Genomic DNA, 23,993 nt, shown 5'->3' with positions numbered 1-23,993 from the left:
CCTGGCAGGTTTTGCCTGTAAGCGGCAACAATTCGCAACGACATTTCAACAGGTTACGGGCCAGCGGGGATGGCCTGTCGCTTGCAAGTGTGTCCTGGAAAAGGACACCCCATGACCACCATCGCCACCGCCTATAGCAGCACGATCTATCCGGGCACCGTGAAGCCGGCGACGACCGACACCAGCGGCGGCAGCAGCGGAACGTCCACCACCACGCCGGTGATGGTGGCGACCGACCTGCGGCAGGATGTCGGCGTCGAGGTGACGCTGTCGCCGGCCGCCCTGCAGGCGCTGGCCCAGCAGGCCGCCGCCGCGGCCACGCCCGACGACGAGGCGCAGATCACCGCGAAGATGAAGCTGATCCTGTCCAACATTTTCCTCGAAAGCGCCAAGCAGGCCGAAGCGGCCGACAAGGCCGTGCCGCCGCTGACCGGCGACGAGGCCGTCGATGCCAAGCGCAAGACCGCCGCCCAGCAGGCCAGTGATTTCCTCGATGGCAAGGCGGCCAATCCGTTCAAGAACAAGACGCCGGCCGAACTCGCCGCCGTGATCGTCGACAAGGACAGCAAATACACGGTCAACGAACGCCGCGCCGCCTACAGCGAATTCGCCCGCCAGGACCATGCCCGCATCATGGACGAGCTGACGCCGAAAACCGAATTCGACAAGAAGGTGAACGATGCCGAGGTGCCGGACTCCGGCACGGCGGAGCGCAAGGCGGCGGCCAAGAAGGCCACCGACTTCCTCAATGGCGGCGGCAAGGTGAAGAACCCGCTGGCCGACAAGACCCGCGACCAGCTGACCGCCATCATCGCCAACGACACCGGCGATTACACGGTGAACGAACGCCGTGCCGCGCTCGCGCAGCGCGATAGCCTGGAAAAGGGCATCCTGGCCAAATCGGCCAAGACGCTGACACTGGATGAAAAGCTGAAGGCGAATAACGAGGCCGTCAGTGGCGCCAGCGCCGAAGCCGTGGCCCGCGCCCGCCTCGCCACCCGCTATGTGAATGGCTGGGACAAGGCCAATCCCTTCGCCGGCCTGAGCCGCGAGGAGCTCAATGCCATCGTCTATGACGAGAGCAAAAGCTTCACCACCAACGAGCAGCGCGCCGCCTTTGCCGAACTGAAGCAGCATCTGCCGGCCGCGGCCATCCCGGCCGACAGCAGCAAGACAACCGATACCAAGAAAACCTCGACCAGCACGACCAAGACCACGACGAAAACCGACGACCCCTACAACACCCAGGGTGCCTACAGCAAATACATGCTGCAGCAGCTGACCCGCGCCAACAGCACATCCTACATGCTCAGCCTGATGGGCGGCGGCAGCAGCTCCGGCTACGGCCTTGCCAACTATCTGCGCGGCTGATGCCGGTGAGCACATAAAAAAAAGCCCCGGCCGCGAGGCCAGGGCTAGTTTGTTACTTGGGAGGAAACGCGACACGAAAGGTGCCGTGTGACAAGACGACCATAGCCCCAACCGGCCGGTCCGGCAGGTTACGACTTGGCAACCCCCGCATTACAAATCGATAATCCCGCAACCGCACGCATCGCGGGGTATGCAGCCTGCGTCACGCTGCCCGGGCCTGGCTGAGCGCGGCCTCAACCTGGCGGTCGAGATGCGCGACCAGGTCGGCCGGCAGCTTCAGCTTCTGCACCAGCGCGGCGAGATGGGCCTTCTCTGCCGGATGATCCGGATCGATGGCGATGCGCGAGGCCAGATACAGTTCGGCGCCCTGCTCCGGGCTGCCGGCCGATGCCGCCACCGCATCCACTGAAATCGATTGCGACAGCAGGTCGAACACCGCCGCCTTGGTCTCGGCCGTCAGCCCCATGCGCTCGATCTCGCCGAACAGGCGCTGCTGCTCCTGCGCATCCAGATGGCCATCGGCTTTCGCCGCCGCCACCATGGCCTGGATCAACGCCAGCTCGAAAGGCTGGCCGTTGCGCGCCGGCGCCGATGCCGGCAGGTAGCGCGGATCGACCTGCGCCATATCGCGCGGCTGCGCCGCCGGTGCGGTGGCGGGCGTCTGGCCATCCTGGTAATTGCGATAGGCGCGCCAGGCCAGCAGGCCCAGCGCCGCGGCGCCGCCATACATGGCGACATTGCCCGCCATCTTGCGCGCCGACTTGTTGCCGGCGATCAGGCCGAGCAGGCCGCCGACCGCCAGCCCCTTGCCGCCGCCCAGGCTGTCCAGCCCGCGTTTGGCTAAGTCGCCGAAATTTGTTTGGCCCTGCATGCCGCGAGTCTGTGCCGGCCCGCCGAGAAACTGGTCCAGCAGGGATTTCGCATCGATCATTGCTCGTCTAGCCTCCGTTCATGATATGGAGGGCGAGAGATCGGGATTGCGCCGCGCGGCTTCAAGGCTGCAAACGGTTTCATCTTGCCGTGATCGCCGTGCTGTTGCCGCTTTTCGGCCACATTTCTCCAGTCGGCGCCATGGAGGCGCTGTGGCAGGCCGATATCCTGGTCCAGGTGAATGCCGCGCGTGCCGCGCGCAGCCTGCCGCCGCTGCAGTGGAATCCGCGGCTCGCCGCCGCTGCCGCCAGCCACGCCGCCGACCTGCAGGGCTGCGGCCGGCTGGCGCATGAGGGCTGCACCGGCAGCACCCTGCCGCAGCGCGCCGAACAGGCCGGCTATGCCTACCGCCGCGTGGCGGAGAATCTGGCGCTCTGTGCCTGCGATGCGGCGGAAGTGGTGCGGCTATGGCTGACCAGCGCGGGCCATCGCGCCAACCTGCTCGATGCGCATGTCAGCGAGATGGGCGCCGATACGCGGGCGGATGCGTCAGACCTGCGCCGCGCGCAATGGGTGCTGGTGCTGGGACGGGAGTAGCCTGCACTTTTCCCAAACCGTCATGCCCGGACTTGTTCCGGGCATCCATTTCCCTATCGGCTTAGTCATGATGCGACAGAATTGGCAGATGGACCCTCGGCACAAGGCCGAGGGTGACGGTTTTTGATAGCGTCACCCCTGCCCGAAGGCGAGCTTGAGCGCGGTGCCCATTTCGGCAATCGCCTGGGTCGCCTGCGGCATCACCTTGCCGAGCACGACGAAGCCGTGGATCTGGCCGGGAAACTCGCGGAACACCACCGGCACGCCGGCCTGTTTCAGCGCCACCGCATAGGCCTCGCCCTCGTCGCGCAGCGGATCATGGCCGGCGACCAGCACATAGGCCGGCGGCAGGCCGGCCAGGCTTTTGGCGCGCAGCGGCGAGGCGCGCCAGTCGTCGCGGTCGGCTGCGCCATTCAGATACTGCAGCTGGAACCAGTCCATGCTGTCGCGCGTCAGCAGATGGTCTTTGGCAAAGCTTTTGTGCGACTGCGTATCCATATGCATGTCGGTGGCGGGATAGATCAGCAGCTGGTAGCCGATCTTCGGCGCCGTTGCATCGCCATCCTTGCGTTTGCCGCGCGCCATCAGCGCCACCGCGGCAGCGAGATTGCCGCCGGCGGAATCGCCGCCGACCGCCAGCCTGTCGGCGTCGATGCGCAGCGACTTCGCCTCGCCTGCCACCCAGTGCGCGGCGGCATAGGCATCGTCCACCGCGGCGGGGAATTTGTGTTCCGGGCCCATGCGGTAATCCACCGAGACGACGGCGCAGCGCGCCTCGTTGGCGAGGCTGCGGCAGACCACGTCATGGGTGTCGAGATCGCCGATCACCCAGCCGCCGCCGTGATAGAACACCAGCACCGGGATCGGCTCGCGCTTGTCGACGCCGGCCGGGCGATAGTAGCGCAGCGGGATCGGACCATGCGGGCCGGGTGCGGCGATATTGTCGAGTTCGGACACCTCCGGCGGCTCGGGCGTCACCGCGCCGCGGGTTTCCTTGTAGAGCTGGCGCGCGTCCGGCGGTGTCAGCGTCGAGACATCGGGCCGGCCGGCGGCCTTCACGGCATCGAGGAACGACTTGGCTTCGGTGTCCAGCATGGCGAGGCAATCTCTGTTGTTGTCAGCCCAGCGCGGGGAACAGTCCGCGCAGGCCATTGGCAAAGATTTGAACCGCAACCGCGGCGAGCAGCAAGCCGAAAATGCGGTTGAGGATATTCAACCCGGTGCGGCCGAGCCGGTCGCCGATCGGCTGCGCCAGCTGCAGCACCAGCCACACGCTGAGGCAGATCAGGCCCAGAACCGCCACGCTCACAGCCTGATGCTGCCAGCCGGCGCCGCGCTCCATATGGATAATTGTGGCGGAAATCGAACCCGGACCTACCAGCAATGGCATCGCAATCGGCACCACGCCGACAGCAGAACGATCCGTGGCCTCGTCGGTTTCCTCCTGGGTCTGCCGCTGCGGGCCCAGGGTGGCATTGATCATGCTGAGCGCCATGAGGAACAGCACGATGCCGCCGCCGACCTGGAAGGCCGGCAGGCTGGCGCCGAGCAGGCGCAAGATATGGTCGCCGGAAAAGCCCGCCACCACCAGGATGACGAAAACGCCGAGCGCCGCCGTGCGCGCGGTGGCGCTGCGTTCCTTCATCGAGCGGCTGTCGGTCAGCAGCAGGAACAGCGGGATCGCGGCAAACGGATCGAGAATCGAAAACAGCGTCAGGGCAAAGCGGACATAGTCGACCGGATCGAGCATGACCGCCTCGCCTGTTGCGTCAGCTGGATTTTTTCTCAGTGTCGGGCGCGACGACGCGGATATGCAGCTCACGCAGCTGCTTCATCGTCACTTCGCTCGGCGCCTGCATCATCAGATCCTGGGCCTGCTGGTTCATCGGGAACAGCACGATCTCGCGGATATTCGGCTCATCGGCCAGCAGCATGACGATGCGGTCGATGCCCGGCGCGATGCCACCATGCGGCGGGGCGCCATACTTGAACGCATTCAGCATGCCGCCGAACTTGCCTTCCACGACGTCCGGACCATAACCGGCGATTTCAAACGCCTTGTACATGATCTCGGGCTTGTGATTGCGGATCGCGCCCGACGACAGCTCCACGCCGTTGCAGACGATGTCATACTGATAGGCGTTGATGGTCAGCGGGTCCTGCGTGTTCAGCGCCTCCAGCCCGCCCTGCGGCATCGAGAAGGGGTTGTGGCTGAAATCGACCTTCTTGTCGTCTTCATTATACTCGAACATCGGGAAGTCGACGATCCAGCAGAATTTGAAGACATTCTTCTCGCAGATATCCAGCTCGTCGCCGATGCGGATGCGGGCCTGGCCAGCCAGCTTGGCGGCCGGCAGCTCCTTGTCGCAGGCGAAGAAGATGGCATCGCCATCCTTCACATTGCCGAGCTTCTTCAGCAGCGCGATGCGGTCGGCATCGAGGAACTTGGCGATCGGGCCCTTCGCCTCGCCATTGTCGAGGATGATGTAACCCAGGCCGGCAGCACCTTCCTGGCGCGCCCAGTCGTTCATCTTGTCGAAGAAGCTGCGCGGACGGCCGGCCGCACCCGGCGCCGGGATGCCGCGCACGACAGCGCCGTTTTCGATGTTGCGCGCGAACACGCCGAAGCCCGAGCCGCGGAACACGTCGGTCACGTCGGCGAGCAGGATCGGGTTGCGCAGGTCCGGCTTGTCAGACCCATACTTCAGCATCGACTCGCGATAGGGAATACGCGGGAATTCGGCCGGGCCGCAGTCGCGACCATTGGCGAATTCCTGGAACACGCCATGGATCACCGGGCCGACAGCGTTGAACACGTCATCCTGCTCGACGAAGCTCATCTCGACATCGAGCTGGTAGAATTCGCCGGGCGAACGGTCCTTGCGCGCGTCCTCGTCGCGGAAGCAGGGCGCGATCTGGAAATAGCGGTCGAAGCCCGACACCATGATCAGCTGCTTGAACTGCTGCGGCGCCTGCGGCAGCGCGTAGAAGCGGCCGGGATGGATGCGGCTCGGCACCAGGAAGTCGCGCGCGCCTTCGGGCGACGACGCGGTCAGGATCGGGGTCTGGAACTCCATGAAGCCCTGATCGGTCATGCGGCGGCGGATCGAGGAGATCACCTTGCTGCGCAGGATGATGTTGTTGTGCAGGCGCTCGCGGCGCAGGTCGAGGAAGCGATACTTGAGCCGGATGTCTTCGGGGTATTCCTGCTCGCCGAACACCGGCATCGGCAGGTCGGCCGCCTCGCCCAGCACCTCGATGGACGACACCACCACTTCCACGCTGCCGGTCGGCAGGTTCGGGTTCACGGTATCGCCGGTGCGCGCCACCACCTTGCCGGTGACGCTGACCACGTATTCCGAGCGCAGCGCCTCCATCTGGGTGAAAGCGGCCGAGCCGCTCTGCGCCACGCACTGGGTGATGCCGTAATGGTCGCGCAGGTCGATGAACAGCAGGTTGCCGTGGTCGCGCTTGCGATGGACCCAGCCGGCGAGTTTCACCTCGGTGCCGACCTGGTCGGGACGCAGCTGGCCACAGGTATGGGTGCGGTAACGGGACATCGCCAAATCCGTCGAAAAAGCTGAGGAAATCAAAGGGGGAACAGGCCCGTTCGGGGCCGGAAAGTCAAGACCGATGGGGGCGGAATTTCGCCCGGCTTGCGCGGCTAAATCGCACCCGGCCCGCCCGGCAGGGTTGGGCCGGCAGGAATGGCATGCTAAAGCGGAACCATGCGTGCCGATCCCTCCCCGATTACCGCCACCGAAGAGCTTGCCCAGTTCTGTGCCTCCCTGGCCACGACCGAATACGTGACCGTGGACACCGAGTTCATGCGCGAGACCACCTACTGGCCCAAGGTCTGCCTGATCCAGCTGGCCGGACCCGACGAGGCGCGGGTGATCGACCCGCTGGCCGAGGGCCTGGACATGGAGCCGCTGTTTGCGCTGCTGCGCAACAAGGCGGTGCTGAAGGTGTTCCATGCCGCGCGGCAGGATCTGGAAATCTTCACCAAGCTGATGGGCGAAGTGCCCAGCCCCCTGTTCGACAGCCAGGTGGCGGCCATGGTCTGCGGTTTCGGCGACCAGGTGAGCTACGAACAGTTGGTGGCCAAGCTGGCCGGCGCCCAGGTCGACAAGTCCTCGCGCTTCACCGACTGGGCGCGCCGGCCGCTGACCGAGAAGCAGGTGGTCTATGCGCTGGGCGACGTCACCCATCTGCGCAAGATCTACGAAAAGCTGAATGCCAAGCTGCAGAAATCCGGCCGCGTCGAATGGCTGGCCGACGAGATGGCGCTGCTGGCCGATCCGGCCACCTATGAGGTGGCGCCCGACAATGCCTGGAAACGGCTGAAGCCGCGCACCACCAAGGGCGAATACCTCGCCGTGCTGCAGGCGGTGGCCGCCTGGCGCGAGATCGAGGCGCGCAACCGCGACATCCCGCGCCAGCGCATCATCCGCGACGAGACGGTGATGGAAATCGCCGCCCACCCGCCCCGCTCGGCCGACGACCTGGAGCGCATGCGCGGCCTGTCCAAGGGCTTTGCCGAGGGCAAGATGGGCACCGGCCTGCTGGCAGCCATCGCCGCCAAGCTGGCCAGCCCGAAAGACACCTGGCCGACCCTGGAGCGCGAGCCGGAACTGCCGCGCGGCATCGGCCCGCTGGTGGAACTGCTGAAGGTGCTGCTCAAGCTGAAATGCGACGCCCATGACGTGGCGCAGAAGCTGCTGGCCAATTCGTCTGACCTCGACAAGATCGCCGCCGACGACAATGCCGATGTACCCGCCCTGCAGGGCTGGCGTCGCGAGATGTTCGGCAACGATGCGCTGCGGCTCAAGCATGGCGAGCTGGCGCTGGCCGCCGAAGGCACCCGCATCAAGCTGGTCGAACTGAAGAAGTAGCTTCAAAAAAAGCCGTCATGCCCGGCCCGGCGGCTTTGCCGCCATACATATGCTTTCGCGCGAAGCGCGATGGCCGGGCATCCATCGAACACTGCCACTGCGCAGCCGATAACGGCACAATCGCGGTTAGCACCGCCAATTCCTGCATCGTGGCGAGACCGGATGGATGCCCGGGTCAAGCCCGGGCATGACGATTTGGAGTTTAGCTTACTTGCCCTTCAGCACGCGCAGCTCGGCGGCGCGGTTGAAGGCCTTGCCGAGCGCCTCGACGCGGCGCTGCACCGCTTCGCCATCCAGCGCGCCATGCTGGGCCGGCAGCTCCAGCACGATGCCATTGCCATTGGGCCGCAGCCGGCAATCGGCCAGCACGCCCGGCACGCCGCCCGACAGCGTCTGCGCCAGCCGCAGTGCCAGGCCGACACGCTGGGCATAGTCGATCTCTTCCACCGTCAGCAGCTGCCAGGCCGGCGCCGCGACGGGATCGCTGGCGGTGCCGACATAGCGGGTGAACACGGTCAGCGCCAGCAGGGCGCGCTCGCTCTGGGTCACGGCGCCGAACGGCGCATGCAGGATCACGCCCAGCGACTGCTCGCCGCGATAATCGGGATGCACGCGCCAGGCCGTATCGGCCAGGATGGCGGCGGCATAGCGGATGCGCTGGCGTTCCAGCGTGTCGCGCTCGAACAGCGGCGCGATGAAACGGTCCAGCTCGGCGCCATGTTCGCCAAAGCGGTTCTCGCGTTCGGCCATATGGCGGCAGGTCGCCAGCAGCGGGTCTTCGCTGCGCTGGCGTTCGTCCAGCAGCGCATAGGCCAGGCCCTCGCGCAGGCCGTTGGCCGAGAACACCACATCCTTGGGCTCCAGCACCTTGAGCAGCCGGCGCATCACCAGGGCCGCCAGCGGCAGCGAATCCTGGCGCTTGCGCGGCACGCCATCGACGCGGGCCAGCGACTCCCGGCTCTGCTTGGCCAGCAGGCGGGTGAAGTCGGTCGCCTCGGTGCGGCCCAGCGTATACTGATGGATGATATGCAGCGGGCTGTGCATCTGCGCCATATGCACGCGCGCGATGGCGCGCCATGACCCGCCGACGGCATAGAGCGACTTGCCCTTCCACTTCTTCAGCCAGCCGACCTCGGCGATCTTCTCGTCGATATAGGCCTTCACCAGCGGATAGGAATCCAGGTTGGCGATGCGCAGCGGGCCGAGCGGCAGGGTCACGCTGTCGCCCAGCTTGTGCCCGTCCAGCGCCACCAGTTCCAGGCTGCCGCCGCCGAGATCGCCCATCACGCCGCAGGCATCGGGAATGCCCGACAGCACGCCATAGGCCGAATAGGTTGCCTCTTCCTGGCCGGTCAGCACGCGCACGCTCTCGCCGGTATCGCGCTCGATCTGGGTCACGAACTCGGTGCCGTTGCTGGCATCGCGCACCGCCGCGGTGGCGACGATCTGCAGCACGCGCACATCCATGCGGCGCGCCAGCACGACAAAGCGGCGGATCGCCGCCAGCGCCTGTTTCGCGCCATCGGCATCCAGCGCGCCGGTCTGCCCCAGGCCTCTGCCCAGGCCGCACAACACCTTTTCATTGAACATGCCGGTCGGCATGCGCAGCGGCTCGCCGAACACGACGAGACGCACCGAATTGGACCCGATGTCGATAACACCCAAAGGCAGCGGTGAAGCGGCCGACGCGTTTACGGACTTGGCAAGCGATTGTGCGACGGCCACGCAGTTCCTACCCGGTTTTCCATTGCAGGCGCGGCAGGGCTCCGGCCTTCTTGAGTGCCTTGCCACGACCCGACAGGCTGGGATTGGTCATGAAGTAGGTGTGCGCGCTGAAGGCGTCGGGGTCCGACGACACGCGGGTATACTGGTCATCGGCGCCCAGCGCCCAGCTCTGCGCCTGGTCTTTCAGCGTCGCGACCATGATCTGGTCGAGAATCTGTTCATGCACGGTCTGGTTCTCGATCGGGATCAGAACTTCCACGCGACGGTCGAAGTTGCGCGGCATCCAGTCGGCCGAGGAGATGAACAGCTTGGCTTCCGGCGACGGCAGGCCATGGCCGGCGCCGAAGCAGACGACGCGCGAATGCTCCAGGAAGCGGCCGATCAGGCTGCGCACGCGGATATTCTCGCTCAGGCCCTTCACGCCCGGCCGCAGGCAGCAGATGCCGCGCACGATCAGGTCGATCTGCACGCCGGCCTGGCTCGCCTGATACAGCGCATCGATCACCACCGGATCGACGACGCTGTTCATCTTGGCCCAGATCGCCGCCGGACGGCCCGCCTCGGCATGGCGGATTTCCTCGTTGATCAGCTCCAGCAGGCGCGGCCGCAGCGTATAGGGCGAGATCGCCACCTTCTTCAGGTTTTCCGGCGCGGCATAGCCGGTGAGGAAATTGAACAGGTAGGTGGCATCATGGCCGAGGTCGTTATCGTCGGTGAAGAAGCTCAGGTCGGTGTAAACCCGCGCCGTATAGGGGTGATAGTTGCCGGTGCCGAAATGCACATAGGTGTTGAGATGGCCGCTCTCGCGCCGCACCACCAGCGAAATCTTGGCATGGGTCTTCAGCTCGATGAAACCATAGACCACCTGCACGCCGACGCGTTCCATGTCGCGCGCCCATTTGATATTGGCGGCTTCGTCGAAACGGGCCTTCAGCTCGACCAGCGCGGTCACCGACTTGCCGGCCTCGGCCGCCTCGATCAGGGCGCGCACGATCGGGCTGTCGTCGGAGGTGCGGTACAGCGTCTGCTTGATCGCCACCACATGCGGATCGGCCGCGGCCTGGCGCAGGAACTGCACCACCACGTCGAAGCTTTCGTACGGGTGATGCACCACCAGATCCTTGGCGCGGATCGCGGCAAAGCAGTCGCCGCCGTAATCGCGGATGCGCTCGGGGAAGCGCGGGCTGAAGGGCGGGAATTTCAGCTCCGGCAGATCATCGACAATCAGCCGCTTGGTGTCGGCCAGGCCAAGGATGCCATCGACCACGATCACCGCCTGCTGGCTGACCTCCAGCTCCTCGCAGACGAACTTGCGCAGGTCTTCCGGCATGCCGGCATTGATCTTGAGCCGGATCACGTTGCCGCGGCGGCGACGTTTCAGCGCGGTCTCGAACAGGCGAACCAGATCCTCGGCCTCTTCCTCGATTTCGATATCGCTGTCGCGCGTGATGCGGAACTGGCCGGTGCCGAGCATCTCGTAACCCGGGAACAGCTTGTTCAGGAACAGCCCGACCAGGTTTTCCAGCGACAGGAAGCGGATGCCGTCGCCGGGCAAACGGGTGAAACGGTCGACCTGGCTCGGCAGCGGCAGCAGCGCATTCAGGCTGCGACCGTCACGAATCCGTCGCATTTGCATCACCATCGCGAAACCGAGATTGGGGATAAACGGAAACGGATGCGCCGGATCGATGGCGAGCGGTGTCAGAACGGGGAAGACATGGGCGAGGAAATAATCCTCCAGCCAGCGCTTGTCGTCGGCCGAGAGCTGGTCGGGTTCCAGCACCTGGATGCCGGCCGTGGCCATCTCGCGGGTCAGCGAGCGCCAGCAGACCTGCTGTTTGTTCATCAGGTCGGCGGCGGCATCGTTGATCTGTGCCAGCTGCTGGGCCGGGCTCAGGCCGTCCTGGCTGATTTCCTCGATTCCGGCGAGGATCTGCCCATGCAGGCCGGCCACGCGGACCATGAAGAATTCATCGAGATTGTTGGCCGAAATGGAGAGGAAGCGCAGCCGCTCCAGCAGCGGATAGCGCGTGTTGTTGGCCTCTTCCATGACCCGCAGATTAAAGGCCAGCCACGACAGTTCGCGGTTGATGAACCGTTCGCGCGGGCTCAGCGCGATTTCCGGCCGCCCCGGCAGCGTGGCCGCCGTCGCCGGCGCAATGCCGCCCGCAGCCTGAGCGGCGGTCATACGAAGATTGTCAGCTACCTGTTGCATAATTCAGACGCCTCTGTCGTTACCAGCCGCCTGTCCGGGACTGTGCCGGTCGACGCCTTCGGGTATAGGTCTAACCACCGTTTATGTCAAAGCGGCGACAGCCCGGCCCACAAGTCGTAATAAAGGATAAGCCTATGCTCCGCCTGTGGCTTTTGCGCCATGCCAAGTCCGCCTGGGATGACCCGGAGCTGGACGATTTCGCCCGTCCTTTAAGCCCGCGCGGCAAGAAGGCCTGCCGGGCGCTGGCCCGCCATATGGGCGAGCGCGCCCTGCAGCCCGACCTGGTGCTGTGCTCGCCCTCCACCCGCACCCGGCAGACCTGGGAGCGGCTGGAAAAACGCCTGACGCTGGACCGCCCGCCCCGCGTGCCGGGCGAGGCCCGTGCCCGCTTCGAGCCGTCGCTATATATGGCCGAGAGCACCACGCTGCTGGCGCTGGTGCGCGCCACCCCCACGGCGGTGCGCGAGCTGATGCTGATCGGCCACAATCCGGGCCTGGAGGATTTCGCACGCGAGCTGACCGGCACCAGTGCCGGCGACGCGCTGTCCCGCCTGACGGAAAAATACCCGACCGGCGGCCTGGCCGAACTGACCTTCTCGGTCAAAAGCTGGGGCCAGGTGGCGACCAAGAGCGGCTTCCTCGCCAGCTTCGTGGTGCCGGCGCAGCTGGAGGGTTGACGCAAAGGCGGCACCAGCCTGTCCGGTCCTGTTGCCGGAAGCGGTGGCTGGCCGTGATGTAACGGATTGATTCTGACGAAATCTGATGGCGCCGGCGGGCCGGCCGGTCCTATACCGGCCGACACCGACAGTGGCGCCACCAGCCCTCCTGGCGCTAGCATCGTATAAAGGTTTGTTCGCCCTCATGATCCGGGCGGACAAATGGCAGAAATGATGTCTAGGGGAACAGCGCCAGCATGCTGGATTTGACTACAAGCATATTGCTGTTGACCGTTACCATGCTTCTGCAAGCGATTGGCTGGCTGCTGATCTGGCTGACGCAGCGGCATATCTACCAGGTCAACATGATGGCCGGCGGCTTTGCGCTGTATGCCGGAACCATGGTCTTGCTGCTCCTGCGCGATACATTGGCGACGCCATCCGCCATCATCATCATCGCCCACAACATCCTGATCGTCGCTGCCAATGTACTGGTGGTGCAGGGCATTGCCAGCTTCCTGGGTCAGCGCGGCTACCCGATCCTGATGGTCGGCTGCGTCATATTTACGGCAATCTTCTGGCCGATCGCGATGCTTGTCGATCCGGAAAATGTCGCCATCCGGGTCCTGACGCACAATACACTGAACACGATTTCGGCGGCGGTGCTGATCCGCATCATGGTCGTAGACCGCAGCCAGCCTGCCATTCTGCGCTGGCCTGCCATCATCCTTTTTGCCAGCGAGATTGTGGCGCTGACCGTGCGCAGCGCGGTGACGATCCGGATCATGAATACGCCGGGCCTCACCTTCGACGACACGATCCAGTCCTGGTATTTCTTCTTCTTCAACATCTTCGTGACAGCCTTTTTCATTCTCCTATTGATCATGGTGGGCAACCGGCTGGCCTCCGACCTGCGGCAGCGCAATGAAGCGCTGCAGCGGGAAGTCGCCGAACGGCGACGCCTGCAGGATCAGCTGACCGCGGCACTGACAACGGAAAAGGCCCTGCACGAAGAGCAGCGCCAGTTGCTGCGCATGGTGACGCATGAATTCCGCACCCCGCTCGCCATCGTCGACCGCGCTGCCGAAATGATCGGCGTGGTGCTCGAACGGCCTGCGGAAACCGTCGCCCGGCGCCTGACCAGCATTCGCGATGCCGTGCGGCGGCTGGTACAGCTGATCGATCGCTTCCTCGACGTGGAACGGCGCGATATCGGAATCCTGCAGCCCGAGCGCATCGATATTGCCACCCTGCTCGACCGGGTGCAGCGACATTTTGCCGGCATGGAGGTGGGGCAGCGGCTGCAGTTCAGCACCCAGCCTGGCCTGCCCTTCTACTGGGGCGACCCGGAGATGCTGACCACGGTGCTGATCAACCTGATCGACAATGCGCTGAAATACTCCGGCGACAATATCCCGGTCGAAATTGCCGCCCGCATCGAAGCTGGCGCCATCGTGTTGACCGTGACCGACCGCGGCATCGGTATCCCGGAGGCGGAACTGTCATCGATCGGCCGGCGCTTCTTCCGTGCCTCCAACACCACACCGGCGACCGGCACCGGTCTCGGCCTGTACAACACACAGCGTCTGCTCGAATATCATCATGGCACTGTCAGCCTGCATGCCGGCCCCGATGGCGGCACCATTGCCACCATTACCTTGCCCCTGCCGGGTGTGGTGCCCGATGTGCGCATGGAGGTCGCGTGAAACGGATTCTTGTTGTCGAGGATGAACCGTCGCTGCGGAACGACCTGGTCGAGTATCTGGCAATGCGCGGCTATGCCGCCGAAGGCATCGGCACGGCTCGCGGACTGCGCGCCGCACTGGCGGCTGCGCCGGTCGCCATCGTCATCCTCGATATCGGCCTGCCGGACGGCAACGGCTTCGATCTTGCCGGAGAAATTCGCGCCCAGCACGATTGCGGCATCATCATGCTGACCGCGCTGGGCGAGGCCGATGATCGCATCCGCGGCTTCGAGAGCGGCGCCGATATCTACCTGGTCAAGCATTCGTCCTTGCGCGAGATCGAGGCCACCGTGCAGAGCCTGCTGCGTCGCCTGCAGGATCCGCGCAGCCGCGCCGTCGGCCGCGCGCCCGACCAGTGGCGGCTGAACCGCGCGACCTGGAACCTTACGGCGCCCAACAGCAGCGAGATCAAGCTGACCGCCACCGAACTGGCCTTCGTCGTCGCCCTGATGGAGCGCGCCGGCCAGCCCTGCTCGCGCGAGGACCTGACCCAGCTGCTGGCCCGGCCGCAGACCAGCTGGGACAACCGGCATCTCGATGCGGTGGTCAACCGCCTGCGCCGCAAGATCAAGGACTACGCGCAGATCGAGGCGCCGATCAAGATGATCTATGGCCGCGGCTATGCCTTCAGCGCGCCCGGCAGCATCGAGGGATAGCGATGACCGATGTGATCAATCTCAACAAGGCGCGCAAGGCGCTGACGCGGAAGACACAGAAGGCACAGGCTGCCGCCAACCGCGTCACCTTCGGCCAGCCCAAGCCGGTGCGCGACAAGGCGAAGCAGGACAGCGCCCGCGCCGCCCAGACTCTTGATGGCAAAAAGCTGGACGATTAGTCGGCCTGCTCCAGCAGGCGGCGCGCCAGCGCCACGGTGACGGCGCGATTCTCTGCCAGCGAGGCCGCATCCAGCGCCGCCACCATCAGCCGCGCCGCATGGCAGCTGCGCTCGATCCGCGCGGCGATATATTTCACCACCTCTTCGCCCACCTGCAGCTGGCGGTCGGCAAACAGTTTCACCAGCACGGCGCTCAGCAGCGCATCGTCGGGTTCACTGATGCGCTCGGCCGGCATCGCCTTCAGCCGCGACATCAGGTCGGGCAGCGTATAGGGCCAGAGCGCCGGCGGCGTGCTGCCGGTCAGCAGCAGGGCATGCCCGCGCTCGCGCATCAGGTTGACGAGATGGAACAGCGCCACCGGATCGACACCGGCATCGGCATCGTCCAGCGCCAGCGGCTGCTGCGCCAGCGCATCGACGGCAGCCGGCGTCAGGTCCGCCGGCACGATGATGCGGGCCTGCGCCTGCACGGCCCAGATCTGCGCCAGATGCGTCTTGCCGCAGCCGGCCGGGCCATAGAGCACCAGCGCGGTCTGGATGCCGCGGTCGATGGCATTCAACGCCGCGGCATTGCCCGGCACTTCGAGGAAATCCTCGCGCGCCCATGACGTCGGCAGGGCGAGGCCGAGGCTGAGTTGATTCGGAGTCATGGAGACTTACTCTGGCTTCTTGGGCGGCGCGCCGGGCCGGTAGAGGTAGCTCTCGCGGTAGCGCTCCAGCGCGAACCGCGCCAGCACGCCGATCACGGCAAACAGCGGCACCGCGATCAGGATGCCGACAAAGCCGAACAGGCTGCCGCCGGCCAGCAGGGCGAACATGATCCACACCGGATGCAGGCCGACGCGGTCGCCGATCAGCACCGGATGCAGCATGTTGCCTTCGATCACCTGGCCGAGGATGAACAGGCCGGCAACCAGGCCGATCCACAACGGCTCGTCCCAGTATTGCGCGATGGCGACGCCGACCGAGACGGCAAAGCCGAGCACCGTGCCGACATAGGGGATGAAAGAAATCATCCCGGCGGTGACGCCGATGAACAGGCCGAATTCCAGGCCGAGCGCGGTGAGCCCGATGCCATAGAAGGTGGCCAGGCTGAGGCAGACCAGCATCTGGCCGCGCACGAAACCGGCCAGCACCTTGTCGATCTCGCGCGCCTGCTCGCGGATGGTCTCGGCATGGTCGAGCGGCAGGTAGTCGTTGATGCGCCCGATCATCTCGTCCCAGTCGCGCAGCAGGTAGAAGCCGACCACCGGGGTGATGACGACCAGCGACAGGATGTTGAAAATCGCCTGGCCGCCGCCGAGCAGGCCGGTCAGCACGCCGCCGATCACCTTCATCACCTGTTCGGCATTGCCGTTCAGCGCCGCCTTGGGATCGCCGCTGAGGTCGATGCCGAAACGCTCGGCCCAGCCCTGCGCAAACGGCAGCACGCGTTCATTGAACAGGGCAATGTATTCCGGCAGATGCACCAGGAATTTGGCGAACTGCTCCTGTACCAGCGGCACCAGCAGCACGATCACCAGCGTGGCACTGAGGAAGAACAGCCCGATGATCAGCAGCGTGGCGAGCCAGCGCGGCACCCGGCGGCGCTCCAGCCAGTCGGCGGCAGGATCGAGGAAATAGGCAATCGCCATGCCGGCGATGAAGGGCAGCAGCATGTCGCGCAGCAGGACCAGCAGCGCAAGCGTGACGACAATGATCGCCAGCCAGGCGATCATCTGCTGGCGGCGGGTCATGGCTTGCGGCTCCGCATCACCCAGAAGCCATCGCGCTGCTGCAGCGACACGTCGCGCTGCGCCAGCGCGGTGCTGAGCTGCTCGGTCTCGCCGTAGAAATCGAGCAGGATCTGCGCGTCGCGATGCGACACCTGCAGCACCTCCACCTTGCGCACGATCGGCACGGCGGCCAGCGCATTGCGCAGCGTGTTCCATTCGGCCAGGCCGGCGAAGCCGGCGGCGACACTGAGCTGGCCCTGTTTTTCCAGGTCGATCACGGTGGCGTATTTCCAGCGCGTCTCGATGCGGCGCGCGATCTCGATGGCGGCGGTCAGCAGGGTTTCCTCCTGCGTGCCGCCGGTGGCGGTGAAGGTCTCGATGCGGTCGAGGAAAGCAGCCTCGCCCTGGTGCTGCATCTGGATCTCGACGCGGATATTGCCCGGATCGGCCTGTTGCAGCGTGGCGGCCAGCACCAGCACATCCGCGAAACCGCCGCGCCGGGTCAGCGCGCGCAGCTCGTCCGGGCTGCCGAGCAGGCGCTCGATGGACGGACCATTGGTCATGGCGGGCGCGATGCTGAGCGGCACCAGGCCGCCCTCGGCATCGGGCCGTTTCAGCCAGGCCTCGCGCCAGGGATTGTCGGCCTCCCACAGCTTCGCACCGGCCGCCGACTGCCACAGCGGCACCAGCAGCACCGGCCGGCTCGGGGTTTCCGAATAGGGCAGCTTGTTGTCCTGCAGCAGGCGGCGCACCGCATCGGCGCGGAACTGCACGCTGATCTTGCCGATATAGCGGGTCGCCGAGGCGCGTTCCTCGTCGATGCCGAAACCGCCGACCACCTCGTTCAGCACGGCCTCGCTCGGGCGCGGCAGCCGGCCGGCATCATCGGGCAGGGTCAGGCGGCGCAGCAACACCGTGAAGGCGCGGCGCTGGCCCTCGGCGAGCGCCACCGGCCGGGCGGCAGCGGCGCTGTCGGCGCTGGCATCCACGGCAATGCCCGCCACGTTGAACGGGTCGACAGGCCTGCCGCTTTGCGGAGTCGTCTGGGCATGGGCGTCCAAACCCGCGCCGAAGGCCAGGAATGACGCGAAAAGCACATGAAAACAGGCCCTTAGCGGGCGACCGAGGAGCATTGCAAACACAGGGGGAATAAGTATGTTGCCACCATTACCGAGCATCCTTCAGTCTACCCGCCGTGGAGGCCATCATCAACACGTCGCCGCTTTATAAGGCCGCTGGTGTCGATATCGACGCTGGCGAGGCCCTGGTCGATGCGATCAAGCCGCTCGCCGCCTCCACCCGCCGCACCGGCGCCGATGCCTCGCTCGGCGGCTTCGGCGCGCTGTTCGACCTCAAGGCCGCCGGCTTTATCGATCCGATCCTGGTCTCGTCCACCGACGGCGTCGGCACCAAGCTGAAGATCGCCATCGAGACCGGCCGCCATGACGGCGTCGGCGTCGACCTGGTCGCCATGGTGGTGAACGACATCCTGGTGCAGGGCGCCGAGCCGCTGTTCTTCCTCGACTATTACGCCACCGGCAAGCTGGAGGTGGATGTCGCCCGCCGCGTCGTCGCCGGCATCGCCGAGGGCTGCCGCCAGGCCGGCTGCGCGCTCACCGGCGGCGAAACCGCCGAAATGCCCGGCATGTATGCCGCCAAGGATTACGACCTCGCCGGCTTTGCCGTGGGTGCCGCCGAACGCGGCCGCCTGCTGCCACAGAATGTAAAGCCGGGCGACGTGCTGCTTGGCCTCGCGTCGTCGGGCGTCCATTCGAACGGTTTTTCGCTGGTCCGTAAGGTGATTGCCGATAACGGCCTCTCGTTCGAGAGCCCCGCCCCCTTCGACCCGTCGAAGCCGCTGGCGGAAATCCTCATGGTCCCAACGCGCATCTACGTGAAAAGTTGCATGCCGCTGGTGCGCGAGGGCCTGATCAAGGCGATGGCGCATATCACCGGCGGCGGCCTGGTCGACAATATCCCGCGCGTGCTGCCCGATGGCACCGACGCCATCGTGGACGCCACCGGCTGGACCCTGCCGCCGGTGTTCAGGTGGCTGAAAGCCGCAGGCAGGATCGACGACGCCGAGATGGCGCGCGCGTTTAACTGCGGCATCGGCCTTGTCGTGGTGGTGGCGAAGGAAAAAGCCGACACCGTGATCGCCAAGCTGAAAGCCGCCGGCGAGACCGTGTCGCGCCTTGGCGTGATCGAGGCGCAGCAGGACACAGCGGCCGAGCCGATGGTCAGCATGCGCAACTGCGACACGGCCTGGAACTAAGCTCCATGACTGCCGGCAAACGCGCTGTCGCCGTGCTGATCTCCGGGCGCGGCAGCAACCTGCGCGCGCTGATCGCGGCTGCCGTGGCCGACGACTACCCGGCCCGCATCGCCCTGGTGCTCTCCAACAAACCCGAAGCCGAAGGCCTGGAGATCGCGCGCGCCGCCGGGATCGCAACGCTGGTGATCGAAAGCCGGGGCAAGGCGCGCGCAGAATTCGACGCCGAGATGGATGCGGCGCTCAAATCACACGGCATCGAGCTGCTCTGCCTCGCCGGCTTCATGCGGCTGCTGACGACCGCGTTTGTGCAGGCCTGGTATGGCCGCATGATCAACATCCATCCCTCGCTGCTGCCGGCCTTCAAGGGCACCGATGTGCATGCGCGCGTGGTGGCCTGCGGCGTGCGCTTCACCGGCTGCAGCGTGCATTTCGTCAGCCCGGAGATGGACGAAGGCCCGATCATCGCGCAGGCCGTCGTCTCGGTGAAGCCGGAGGCGACGGCGGAGGATGTGGCAGCGGCCGTGCTGGAACAGGAACATGCGCTCTATCCGCAGGCGCTGCGTCTGCTGGCGGAAGGGCGGTTGGTGATTGAAGGGCAGCGGGTGCGGATTAGCTGATCGCACTGCGTCGGGCTGGGCGCTAATCGTGCCACCTCTCACGTCGTCACCCTCGGGCTTGACCCGAGGGTCCATTGCCCTCACCGCTTGGCGTGCCCCTTGTCGTCACTCTCCTTCGGTCGATAGCCATAGCCGAGATAATCCGGCGTGCGTTTCGACATCGGCGACCATTCATAAGCCAGCAGACGCTTCGGATCTTCGCGTGCCCAGCGCAGCGCATCATGGCCGATCCACAGGCCGAACAGCGGCGGACCCGGCGGCTCAGGAAACGGTTCGTAATGCGGATAGCGCACCCGGACCTGCCGCTCGTTGGTGGTGAACTGCGCCAGCAGCCGGAAGATCTGCCGCGCGAAACGCGCATGACCCTTGTGATGCGGCGCCAGGTGAATCTCGATCTGCCCTTCTCCACAGTGCTCGGGACCGTGCGCATTCGCTGGCGTATGCCCGCCAGGTCGGCCCACAAACATCTTCGGCCAGTACAGCCCGTCGACGGGAACATACCAGCCCCTCTCATTCTCTAGTATGAGTTCCGTCGCCGGACTGAAATGCATCTGGTTTGGACCAGACGTAGCAATGCCGGCCGGACCATTCGGGTCCGGTCGACACAGTTTATGCTCAAGACGAAGATCTGGTCGTTCTGCCCCTCTAGCTTCATCGATGGTCAGCTCCCGGCTGTAAACTGCTTCTGGAAAAGACTCCTCCAGCGCAGTAGCGAAAAGCTTCCAGTCCAGCGGGCTCAGGCAGACATACCGGGTAAGCATGCTCGGCCGCACCAAACGCTGGATCTTCACAAACTCGGGTTGATCGATTTTCAGTTTGCGCATAGACACGCTCGTCTCAGCCATGTTTCTCAGACAACTGCATCCTTCGGCCGATAGCCATAGCCGAGGTAATCCGGCGTGCGCTTTGACATCGGCGACCGTTCATAAGCCAGCAGACGCTTCGAATCTTCGCGTGCCCAGCGCAGCGCGTCATGGCCGATCCACAGGCCGAACAGCGGCGGACCCGGCGGCTCAGGAAACGGTTCGTAATGCGGATAGCGCACCCGCACCTGCCGCTCGTTGGTGGTGAACTGCGCCAGCAGCCGGAAGATCTGCCGCGCAAAACGCGCATGGCCCTTGTGATGCGGCGCAATGTCAATCCGGATTTGACCTTCGCGAATATACTCGGGTCCATGGGCATCGGCGGGATACGACGGGACCGGTCGCCCCACAACCAGCTGCGGCCAGTACAATCCCTCTATAGTGAAATCCCAGCCAAAATCATTTTCCCAGATCAATTCCGTCGCCGGGCTGAAATGCATCTTATTTGGACCTGTCGCAGCGATACCCGCCGGACCGCTTGGATCCGGGCGACACAGCGTGCGTTCAAGGTGAATGTCGGGCCGCTCATCACGCCTTGACTCTTCAATCGTCGGGGCGCGGCTGTAAAGCGCGTTGGGAAAGGCATCTTCCAGCGCAGTGGCAAACAGCTTCCAGTCCAGCGGACTCAGGCAGACGAGCCGGCTGAGCATCGAGGGTCGCACTCCCGGCGCTTCCTTCACGATCTCAGGCTGATCGATTTTCAGTTTGCGCATGATTTCTCACCGGGCTGGCAGCAGACCGTCCTGCCGCAGCTTGCCGTCCAGATCGTCCCACATTGCGCGGCAGCGCGAGGCAACATATTTGGCATAATCCGCCTCGCGCTCTCCGGGTTTCATCTTGCGGGCCCAGCCTGCAACACCGACCCTGATATTGTTTTCCAGCTTGTCGAAGCGCCGGCCTTCATTGGCGGTCAGGCTCGACCGGTCATGCTCATCGCCGGTTTTCTTGATATCCACGGTGTTCATGCGAGCAGTGTATGGCGAAGACTGATCGACCCTTTCCTTTGCGTCCAGTCTGCCGAAAGTGCCATCGGGCCGACTGAATGTTTTGCTTCCATCCGAACGGATGACTTCTTCCTTCATATAGTCTCCGCCCTCCTTACCTTCCCGCGTCGCACCCGCAACATGCCTCAGTTCATCCGCCAGATCCGGGTACCTCTGCAATTCCTCCAGGCAGGTCCGCACCATGATGCGGTTGGCTTTCTCGGTTTCCGGCTTGCCACGGCTGCCATGCGGATTGAGTTCCACGATGATGCCCGCCAGGCCTTCGGCTACCGGCTGCTGCGTCGGCGGCAGGCCTGAAATCCAGTCTTTTGTCTCGGGCGGGATCAGGCGCTCGTCGGTCGACTGTTTGTCGGCGGCCGGCCGTCCTTGCAGGGATGTATCGATCTGAGGTGGCTGAAGCGGCGGCGTGTTCGCCTGCTCTTTCTCCATATCACCAAGCGGGCGTGATGCCGGCGAAGTCAGTTTCTCGCCACGGCTTTTCTCATATTGCTTCCGCATATATTCGCCAGCACCGATTGCCAGCGGTGTCGTCAACAGCAGCGGCAGCAATGCCGCCGGCAATACTGCTGTCTGCTCGCCCGCTGCGGGTGGTGACGGAGGCGCTTCAATGGTCATACTCGCGTCCAGCAACTGAAGGCGCGGTTCCGGATCTGACTCGCGTTTTTCCATTGTCCGCAGTGTCGGCTCAGGATCACCGTCGCGCTTTTCCATCGTGCGATAGGGCAGCGGTGCATCGGGATCGCGCGCATAGGCGTCGAAGAAGCCATCGACTTGCTGCGGCGTCGGAATGCGCTGCCCGCGCATACGTCCACCCAGCAGACTCCGCAGGCTCATCAAGGTTTCACCCTCGCCATGCTCGCCAACCATGCCGCCGCGCAAGGGCAGCAGCAGGCCATCGACCGGCAGACCATTGGCTTTCTGCACATGGCGGACGGCGCGGGTCAGGCCGTCGCCGGCCCAGCCGGTCGGCAGGCCCGGTAAAGGCAGGTCCAGTTCGCCGGCATTGGCCAGCAGCAGTTGCGCCTTGATGACATCGGCGCGGTCGTTGTCGCCGTTATGGCCGACCGAGCCGGCAAAATCGAAGGGATCGTCGTCCGGCAAAGGCAAAAGGCTCATTGCTTCGCTCCGAGACTGAGTCTGAAAATGGTTTTGACTTTAATCCTATTATTATGTACGCTTTATGTTCCTTTTGTCAAGTTGCGATTTGCACCGCGTGTTGTTCTGACATCGTGAATACGGATGTGTTCACCCGCCCACCCACGGTGCGGCGCGGGAATGGATTGCCCATTCGGGCAACAGGCGCGGGAACGAACCGCAACGAACCCGAACGGGCTCAAACGGACCCGAACGAACCTGAACGGACCTCAACGAACCTCAACGAACCTCAACCAACCTGAACGAACCTCAGCGAACCCAAACGAACCCGAACGAACCGCAGCGAAGCGCTCGCCCCGCCCCCTCGTCATCCTCGGGCTTGTCCCGAGGATCCATCTGTCCGGGCCACCATGCACCGGCTGAGGCACGGAGGGTTGGGATGGACCCTCGGCACAAGGCCGAGGGTGACGGTTTGGAGGGTGGAATGGGCTGCCGCCGGCCAACAAAAAAGCCCGGCATTGCTGCCGGGCCTTTCCGTCACCGCGTAAGCGGAAAGTTTTAGCCGACGATCCCGTCAGCCCACAATTTCAGTGCCGGCGAAGAAATAGGCGATCTCGACCGCCGCGGTCTCGGCGGCGTCCGAGCCATGCACCGAGTTGGCTTCGATGCTCTCGGCGAAGTCCTTGCGGATGGTGCCGGCCGCGGCATTCGCCGGGTTCGTGGCGCCCATCACGTCGCGATACTTGGCAATGGCGCCCTCGCCTTCCAGCACCTGCACGACGACCGGGCCGGAAATCATGAACGACACCAGGTCGTTGAAGAACGGACGCGCCTTGTGCACGCCGTAGAAGCTCTCGGCCTGGGCCTGGCTCATCCAGATGCGCTTCTGGGCCACGATGCGCAGGCCGGCGGCCTCGATCTTGGCATTGATCGCGCCGGTCAGGTTGCGGCGGGTCGCGTCCGGCTTGATGATCGAGAAAGTGCGTTCGAGCGCCATGATTTGGTGGTCCCCTAAATCTTGTGTGGTGGGTCTTGGCTAAAAATCGGTGGCGGGTATATAGAGGCTCCGCCGAGGACCTGCAACCGTCCCGGCCCTCCCAAACCCCGCCAGCCCTCCCCGGCCAGCCAAGTTAAGTTGTTATAAATGCTGTCTTTTCGCGAACTGACCTACCGGATCGCCGGCCGCGTTCTGCTCGACCATGTCTCGGCGACGATCCCGGCTGGCCACAAGGTCGGCCTGGTCGGGCGCAACGGCACCGGAAAATCGACGCTGTTCAAGATCATCACCGGCGACCTGCAGACCGAAACCGGCGGCGTCGAGCTACCCAACGACTGCAAGATCGCCAAGCTGCCGCAGGAGCCGCCATCGGGCGAGCAGAGCCCGATTGCCTATGTGCTGGCCGCCGATACCGAGCGCGAGGCGCTGCTGATCGAGGCCGACGAGCTGGAGAATTCCACCAGCATGGAGGATGCCGAGCGCATCGCCGCCGTGCATATGCGGCTGGCCGAGATCGA

The 23,993-nt window shown here is 64.8% G+C and carries 23 protein-coding genes; 10 read left to right on the top strand and 13 right to left on the bottom strand.

All coding sequences use genetic code 11. The features are described from left to right. Window positions 1–111 precede the first annotated feature (111 nt). Window positions 112–1,371: a hypothetical protein gene (locus tag AAG799_RS12075; RefSeq protein WP_341896166.1), complete on the top strand. Its 1,260-nt coding sequence runs from the start codon at window positions 112–114 to the stop codon at window positions 1,369–1,371. A gap of 202 nt (window positions 1,372–1,573) precedes the next feature. On the opposite strand, the gene AAG799_RS12070 is transcribed toward AAG799_RS12075, so the two are convergent. Beyond that, window positions 1,574–2,302, bottom strand: a complete 729-nt coding sequence (locus tag AAG799_RS12070; protein ID WP_341896164.1) for a tellurite resistance TerB family protein — start codon at window positions 2,300–2,302, stop codon at window positions 1,574–1,576. Window positions 2,303–2,400: 98 nt separating this feature from the next. Between AAG799_RS12070 and AAG799_RS12065 the strand changes: the two genes are divergently transcribed. Then, window positions 2,401–2,838, top strand: a complete 438-nt coding sequence (locus tag AAG799_RS12065) for a CAP domain-containing protein (protein ID WP_341896163.1) — start codon at window positions 2,401–2,403, stop codon at window positions 2,836–2,838. 132 nt (window positions 2,839–2,970) lie between these two features. Here AAG799_RS12065 and AAG799_RS12060 read toward each other — a convergent pair whose 3' ends face one another. Genes AAG799_RS12060 through aspS form a run of 3 tightly spaced genes read right to left on the bottom strand, consistent with a single transcriptional unit; the run spans window position 2,971 to window position 6,398 of the window. Next, window positions 2,971–3,933, bottom strand: coding sequence for an alpha/beta hydrolase (locus AAG799_RS12060; RefSeq protein WP_341896162.1), 963 nt, complete (start codon window positions 3,931–3,933; stop codon window positions 2,971–2,973). Window positions 3,934–3,955: 22 nt separating this feature from the next. Beyond that, the gene (locus tag AAG799_RS12055; protein ID WP_341896160.1) at window positions 3,956–4,588 is read right to left on the bottom strand and encodes a MarC family protein; all 633 of its coding nucleotides are present in this window, start codon (window positions 4,586–4,588) and stop codon (window positions 3,956–3,958) included. A 19-nt stretch (window positions 4,589–4,607) separates the two neighbouring features. Then, window positions 4,608–6,398: an aspartate--tRNA ligase gene (aspS, locus tag AAG799_RS12050; protein ID WP_341896157.1), complete on the bottom strand. Its 1,791-nt coding sequence runs from the start codon at window positions 6,396–6,398 to the stop codon at window positions 4,608–4,610. 168 nt (window positions 6,399–6,566) lie between these two features. Between aspS and rnd the strand changes: the two genes are divergently transcribed. After that, window positions 6,567–7,733 (top strand): ribonuclease D, encoded by a 1,167-nt coding sequence (gene rnd / locus AAG799_RS12045; protein ID WP_341896155.1) that lies wholly within the window; start codon window positions 6,567–6,569, stop codon window positions 7,731–7,733. A 207-nt stretch (window positions 7,734–7,940) separates the two neighbouring features. Here rnd and AAG799_RS12040 read toward each other — a convergent pair whose 3' ends face one another. Next, on the bottom strand, window positions 7,941–9,368 hold the full coding sequence (locus tag AAG799_RS12040) for a Ppx/GppA family phosphatase (RefSeq protein WP_341896153.1): 1,428 nt from the start codon (window positions 9,366–9,368) through the stop codon (window positions 7,941–7,943). Between the two features lie 97 nt (window positions 9,369–9,465). Further along, window positions 9,466–11,646, bottom strand: a complete 2,181-nt coding sequence (locus AAG799_RS12035; RefSeq protein WP_341896151.1) for an RNA degradosome polyphosphate kinase — start codon at window positions 11,644–11,646, stop codon at window positions 9,466–9,468. A gap of 161 nt (window positions 11,647–11,807) precedes the next feature. Between AAG799_RS12035 and AAG799_RS12030 the strand changes: the two genes are divergently transcribed. The 4 genes from AAG799_RS12030 (at window position 11,808) to AAG799_RS12015 (ending at window position 14,909) form a co-directional block, all read left to right on the top strand. Continuing rightward, entirely contained in the window at window positions 11,808–12,350 is a 543-nt protein-coding gene (locus AAG799_RS12030; protein ID WP_341896149.1) for a histidine phosphatase family protein, read from the top strand. A gap of 278 nt (window positions 12,351–12,628) precedes the next feature. Then, complete coding sequence (locus tag AAG799_RS12025; RefSeq protein ID WP_341896147.1) at window positions 12,629–14,035, top strand: HAMP domain-containing sensor histidine kinase; 1,407 nt, start codon at window positions 12,629–12,631, stop codon at window positions 14,033–14,035. Next, entirely contained in the window at window positions 14,032–14,730 is a 699-nt protein-coding gene (locus AAG799_RS12020; protein ID WP_341896145.1) for a response regulator transcription factor, read from the top strand. The genes AAG799_RS12025 and AAG799_RS12020 overlap by 4 nt, the downstream gene beginning before the upstream one ends. Window positions 14,731–14,732: 2 nt before the next feature. Further along, window positions 14,733–14,909 (top strand): DUF4169 family protein, encoded by a 177-nt coding sequence (locus AAG799_RS12015; protein ID WP_341896143.1) that lies wholly within the window; start codon window positions 14,733–14,735, stop codon window positions 14,907–14,909. Here the strand turns inward: AAG799_RS12015 and AAG799_RS12010 are convergent. Genes AAG799_RS12010 through AAG799_RS12000 form a run of 3 tightly spaced genes read right to left on the bottom strand, consistent with a single transcriptional unit; the run spans window position 14,906 to window position 17,721 of the window. Continuing rightward, a complete protein-coding gene (locus AAG799_RS12010; protein ID WP_341896141.1) occupies window positions 14,906–15,559 on the bottom strand; it encodes a DnaA/Hda family protein in 654 nt (217 codons plus the stop codon). The two genes, AAG799_RS12015 and AAG799_RS12010, sit on opposite strands and share 4 nt — an antisense overlap. 6 nt (window positions 15,560–15,565) lie before the next feature. Next, window positions 15,566–16,645 (bottom strand): AI-2E family transporter, encoded by a 1,080-nt coding sequence (locus AAG799_RS12005; RefSeq protein WP_341896139.1) that lies wholly within the window; start codon window positions 16,643–16,645, stop codon window positions 15,566–15,568. Beyond that, window positions 16,642–17,721: a DUF2066 domain-containing protein gene (locus AAG799_RS12000; RefSeq protein WP_341896138.1), complete on the bottom strand. Its 1,080-nt coding sequence runs from the start codon at window positions 17,719–17,721 to the stop codon at window positions 16,642–16,644. Before AAG799_RS12000 ends, AAG799_RS12005 begins: the two co-directional genes overlap by 4 nt. A 98-nt stretch (window positions 17,722–17,819) precedes the next feature. Between AAG799_RS12000 and purM the strand changes: the two genes are divergently transcribed. Next, entirely contained in the window at window positions 17,820–18,899 is a 1,080-nt protein-coding gene (purM, locus tag AAG799_RS11995; RefSeq protein WP_341896136.1) for a phosphoribosylformylglycinamidine cyclo-ligase, read from the top strand. A 5-nt stretch (window positions 18,900–18,904) separates the two neighbouring features. After that, on the top strand, window positions 18,905–19,516 hold the full coding sequence (purN, locus tag AAG799_RS11990) for a phosphoribosylglycinamide formyltransferase (RefSeq protein WP_341896134.1): 612 nt from the start codon (window positions 18,905–18,907) through the stop codon (window positions 19,514–19,516). An 80-nt stretch (window positions 19,517–19,596) separates the two neighbouring features. Here the strand turns inward: purN and AAG799_RS11985 are convergent, their stop codons facing one another. The 4 genes from AAG799_RS11985 to ndk form a co-directional block, all read right to left on the bottom strand. Continuing rightward, on the bottom strand, window positions 19,597–20,361 hold the full coding sequence (locus tag AAG799_RS11985; protein WP_341896132.1) for a hypothetical protein: 765 nt from the start codon (window positions 20,359–20,361) through the stop codon (window positions 19,597–19,599). A 5-nt stretch (window positions 20,362–20,366) separates the two neighbouring features. Continuing rightward, window positions 20,367–21,092 (bottom strand): hypothetical protein, encoded by a 726-nt coding sequence (locus AAG799_RS11980; protein WP_341896130.1) that lies wholly within the window; start codon window positions 21,090–21,092, stop codon window positions 20,367–20,369. 6 nt (window positions 21,093–21,098) lie between these two features. Continuing rightward, complete coding sequence (locus AAG799_RS11975; protein ID WP_341896128.1) at window positions 21,099–22,484, bottom strand: peptidoglycan-binding protein; 1,386 nt, start codon at window positions 22,482–22,484, stop codon at window positions 21,099–21,101. Between the two features lie 568 nt (window positions 22,485–23,052). Continuing rightward, the gene (ndk, locus tag AAG799_RS11970; protein ID WP_341896126.1) at window positions 23,053–23,475 is read right to left on the bottom strand and encodes a nucleoside-diphosphate kinase; all 423 of its coding nucleotides are present in this window, start codon (window positions 23,473–23,475) and stop codon (window positions 23,053–23,055) included. A gap of 147 nt (window positions 23,476–23,622) precedes the next feature. Between ndk and AAG799_RS11965 the strand changes: the two genes are divergently transcribed. Further along, on the top strand, window positions 23,623–23,993 hold a 371-nt coding region (locus AAG799_RS11965; protein ID WP_341896124.1), incomplete at its 3' end, for an ATP-binding cassette domain-containing protein.

This window comes from Ferrovibrio terrae, from assembly GCF_943371255.1.
Lineage (GTDB): Bacteria > Pseudomonadota > Alphaproteobacteria > Ferrovibrionales > Ferrovibrionaceae > Ferrovibrio > Ferrovibrio terrae_B.
The sequence above is the reverse complement of the archived record's forward strand: the minus strand, read 5'-3'. Positions and strand labels throughout refer to the sequence as shown.

What these genes read in the sequence shown, in the direction of transcription:
- rnd (WP_341896155.1), top strand. Translation starts at nt 6,567, where the DNA reads ATGCGTGCCGATCCCTCCCCGATTACCGCCACCGAAGAGCTTGCCCAG.
- ndk (WP_341896126.1), bottom strand. Translation starts at nt 23,475, where the DNA reads ATGGCGCTCGAACGCACTTTCTCGATCATCAAGCCGGACGCGACCCGC.
- AAG799_RS12075 (WP_341896166.1), top strand. Translation starts at nt 112, where the DNA reads ATGACCACCATCGCCACCGCCTATAGCAGCACGATCTATCCGGGCACC.
- AAG799_RS12005 (WP_341896139.1), bottom strand. Translation starts at nt 16,645, where the DNA reads ATGACCCGCCGCCAGCAGATGATCGCCTGGCTGGCGATCATTGTCGTC.
- aspS (WP_341896157.1), bottom strand. Translation starts at nt 6,398, where the DNA reads ATGTCCCGTTACCGCACCCATACCTGTGGCCAGCTGCGTCCCGACCAG.
- AAG799_RS12030 (WP_341896149.1), top strand. Translation starts at nt 11,808, where the DNA reads ATGCTCCGCCTGTGGCTTTTGCGCCATGCCAAGTCCGCCTGGGATGAC.
- AAG799_RS12035 (WP_341896151.1), bottom strand. Translation starts at nt 11,646, where the DNA reads ATGACCGCCGCTCAGGCTGCGGGCGGCATTGCGCCGGCGACGGCGGCC.
- AAG799_RS12055 (WP_341896160.1), bottom strand. Translation starts at nt 4,588, where the DNA reads ATGCTCGATCCGGTCGACTATGTCCGCTTTGCCCTGACGCTGTTTTCG.
- AAG799_RS12025 (WP_341896147.1), top strand. Translation starts at nt 12,629, where the DNA reads ATGCTTCTGCAAGCGATTGGCTGGCTGCTGATCTGGCTGACGCAGCGG.
- AAG799_RS11985 (WP_341896132.1), bottom strand. Translation starts at nt 20,361, where the DNA reads ATGGCTGAGACGAGCGTGTCTATGCGCAAACTGAAAATCGATCAACCC.
- purN (WP_341896134.1), top strand. Translation starts at nt 18,905, where the DNA reads ATGACTGCCGGCAAACGCGCTGTCGCCGTGCTGATCTCCGGGCGCGGC.
- AAG799_RS11980 (WP_341896130.1), bottom strand. Translation starts at nt 21,092, where the DNA reads ATGCGCAAACTGAAAATCGATCAGCCTGAGATCGTGAAGGAAGCGCCG.
- AAG799_RS12015 (WP_341896143.1), top strand. Translation starts at nt 14,733, where the DNA reads ATGACCGATGTGATCAATCTCAACAAGGCGCGCAAGGCGCTGACGCGG.
- AAG799_RS12010 (WP_341896141.1), bottom strand. Translation starts at nt 15,559, where the DNA reads ATGACTCCGAATCAACTCAGCCTCGGCCTCGCCCTGCCGACGTCATGG.
- AAG799_RS12060 (WP_341896162.1), bottom strand. Translation starts at nt 3,933, where the DNA reads ATGCTGGACACCGAAGCCAAGTCGTTCCTCGATGCCGTGAAGGCCGCC.
- AAG799_RS12070 (WP_341896164.1), bottom strand. Translation starts at nt 2,302, where the DNA reads ATGATCGATGCGAAATCCCTGCTGGACCAGTTTCTCGGCGGGCCGGCA.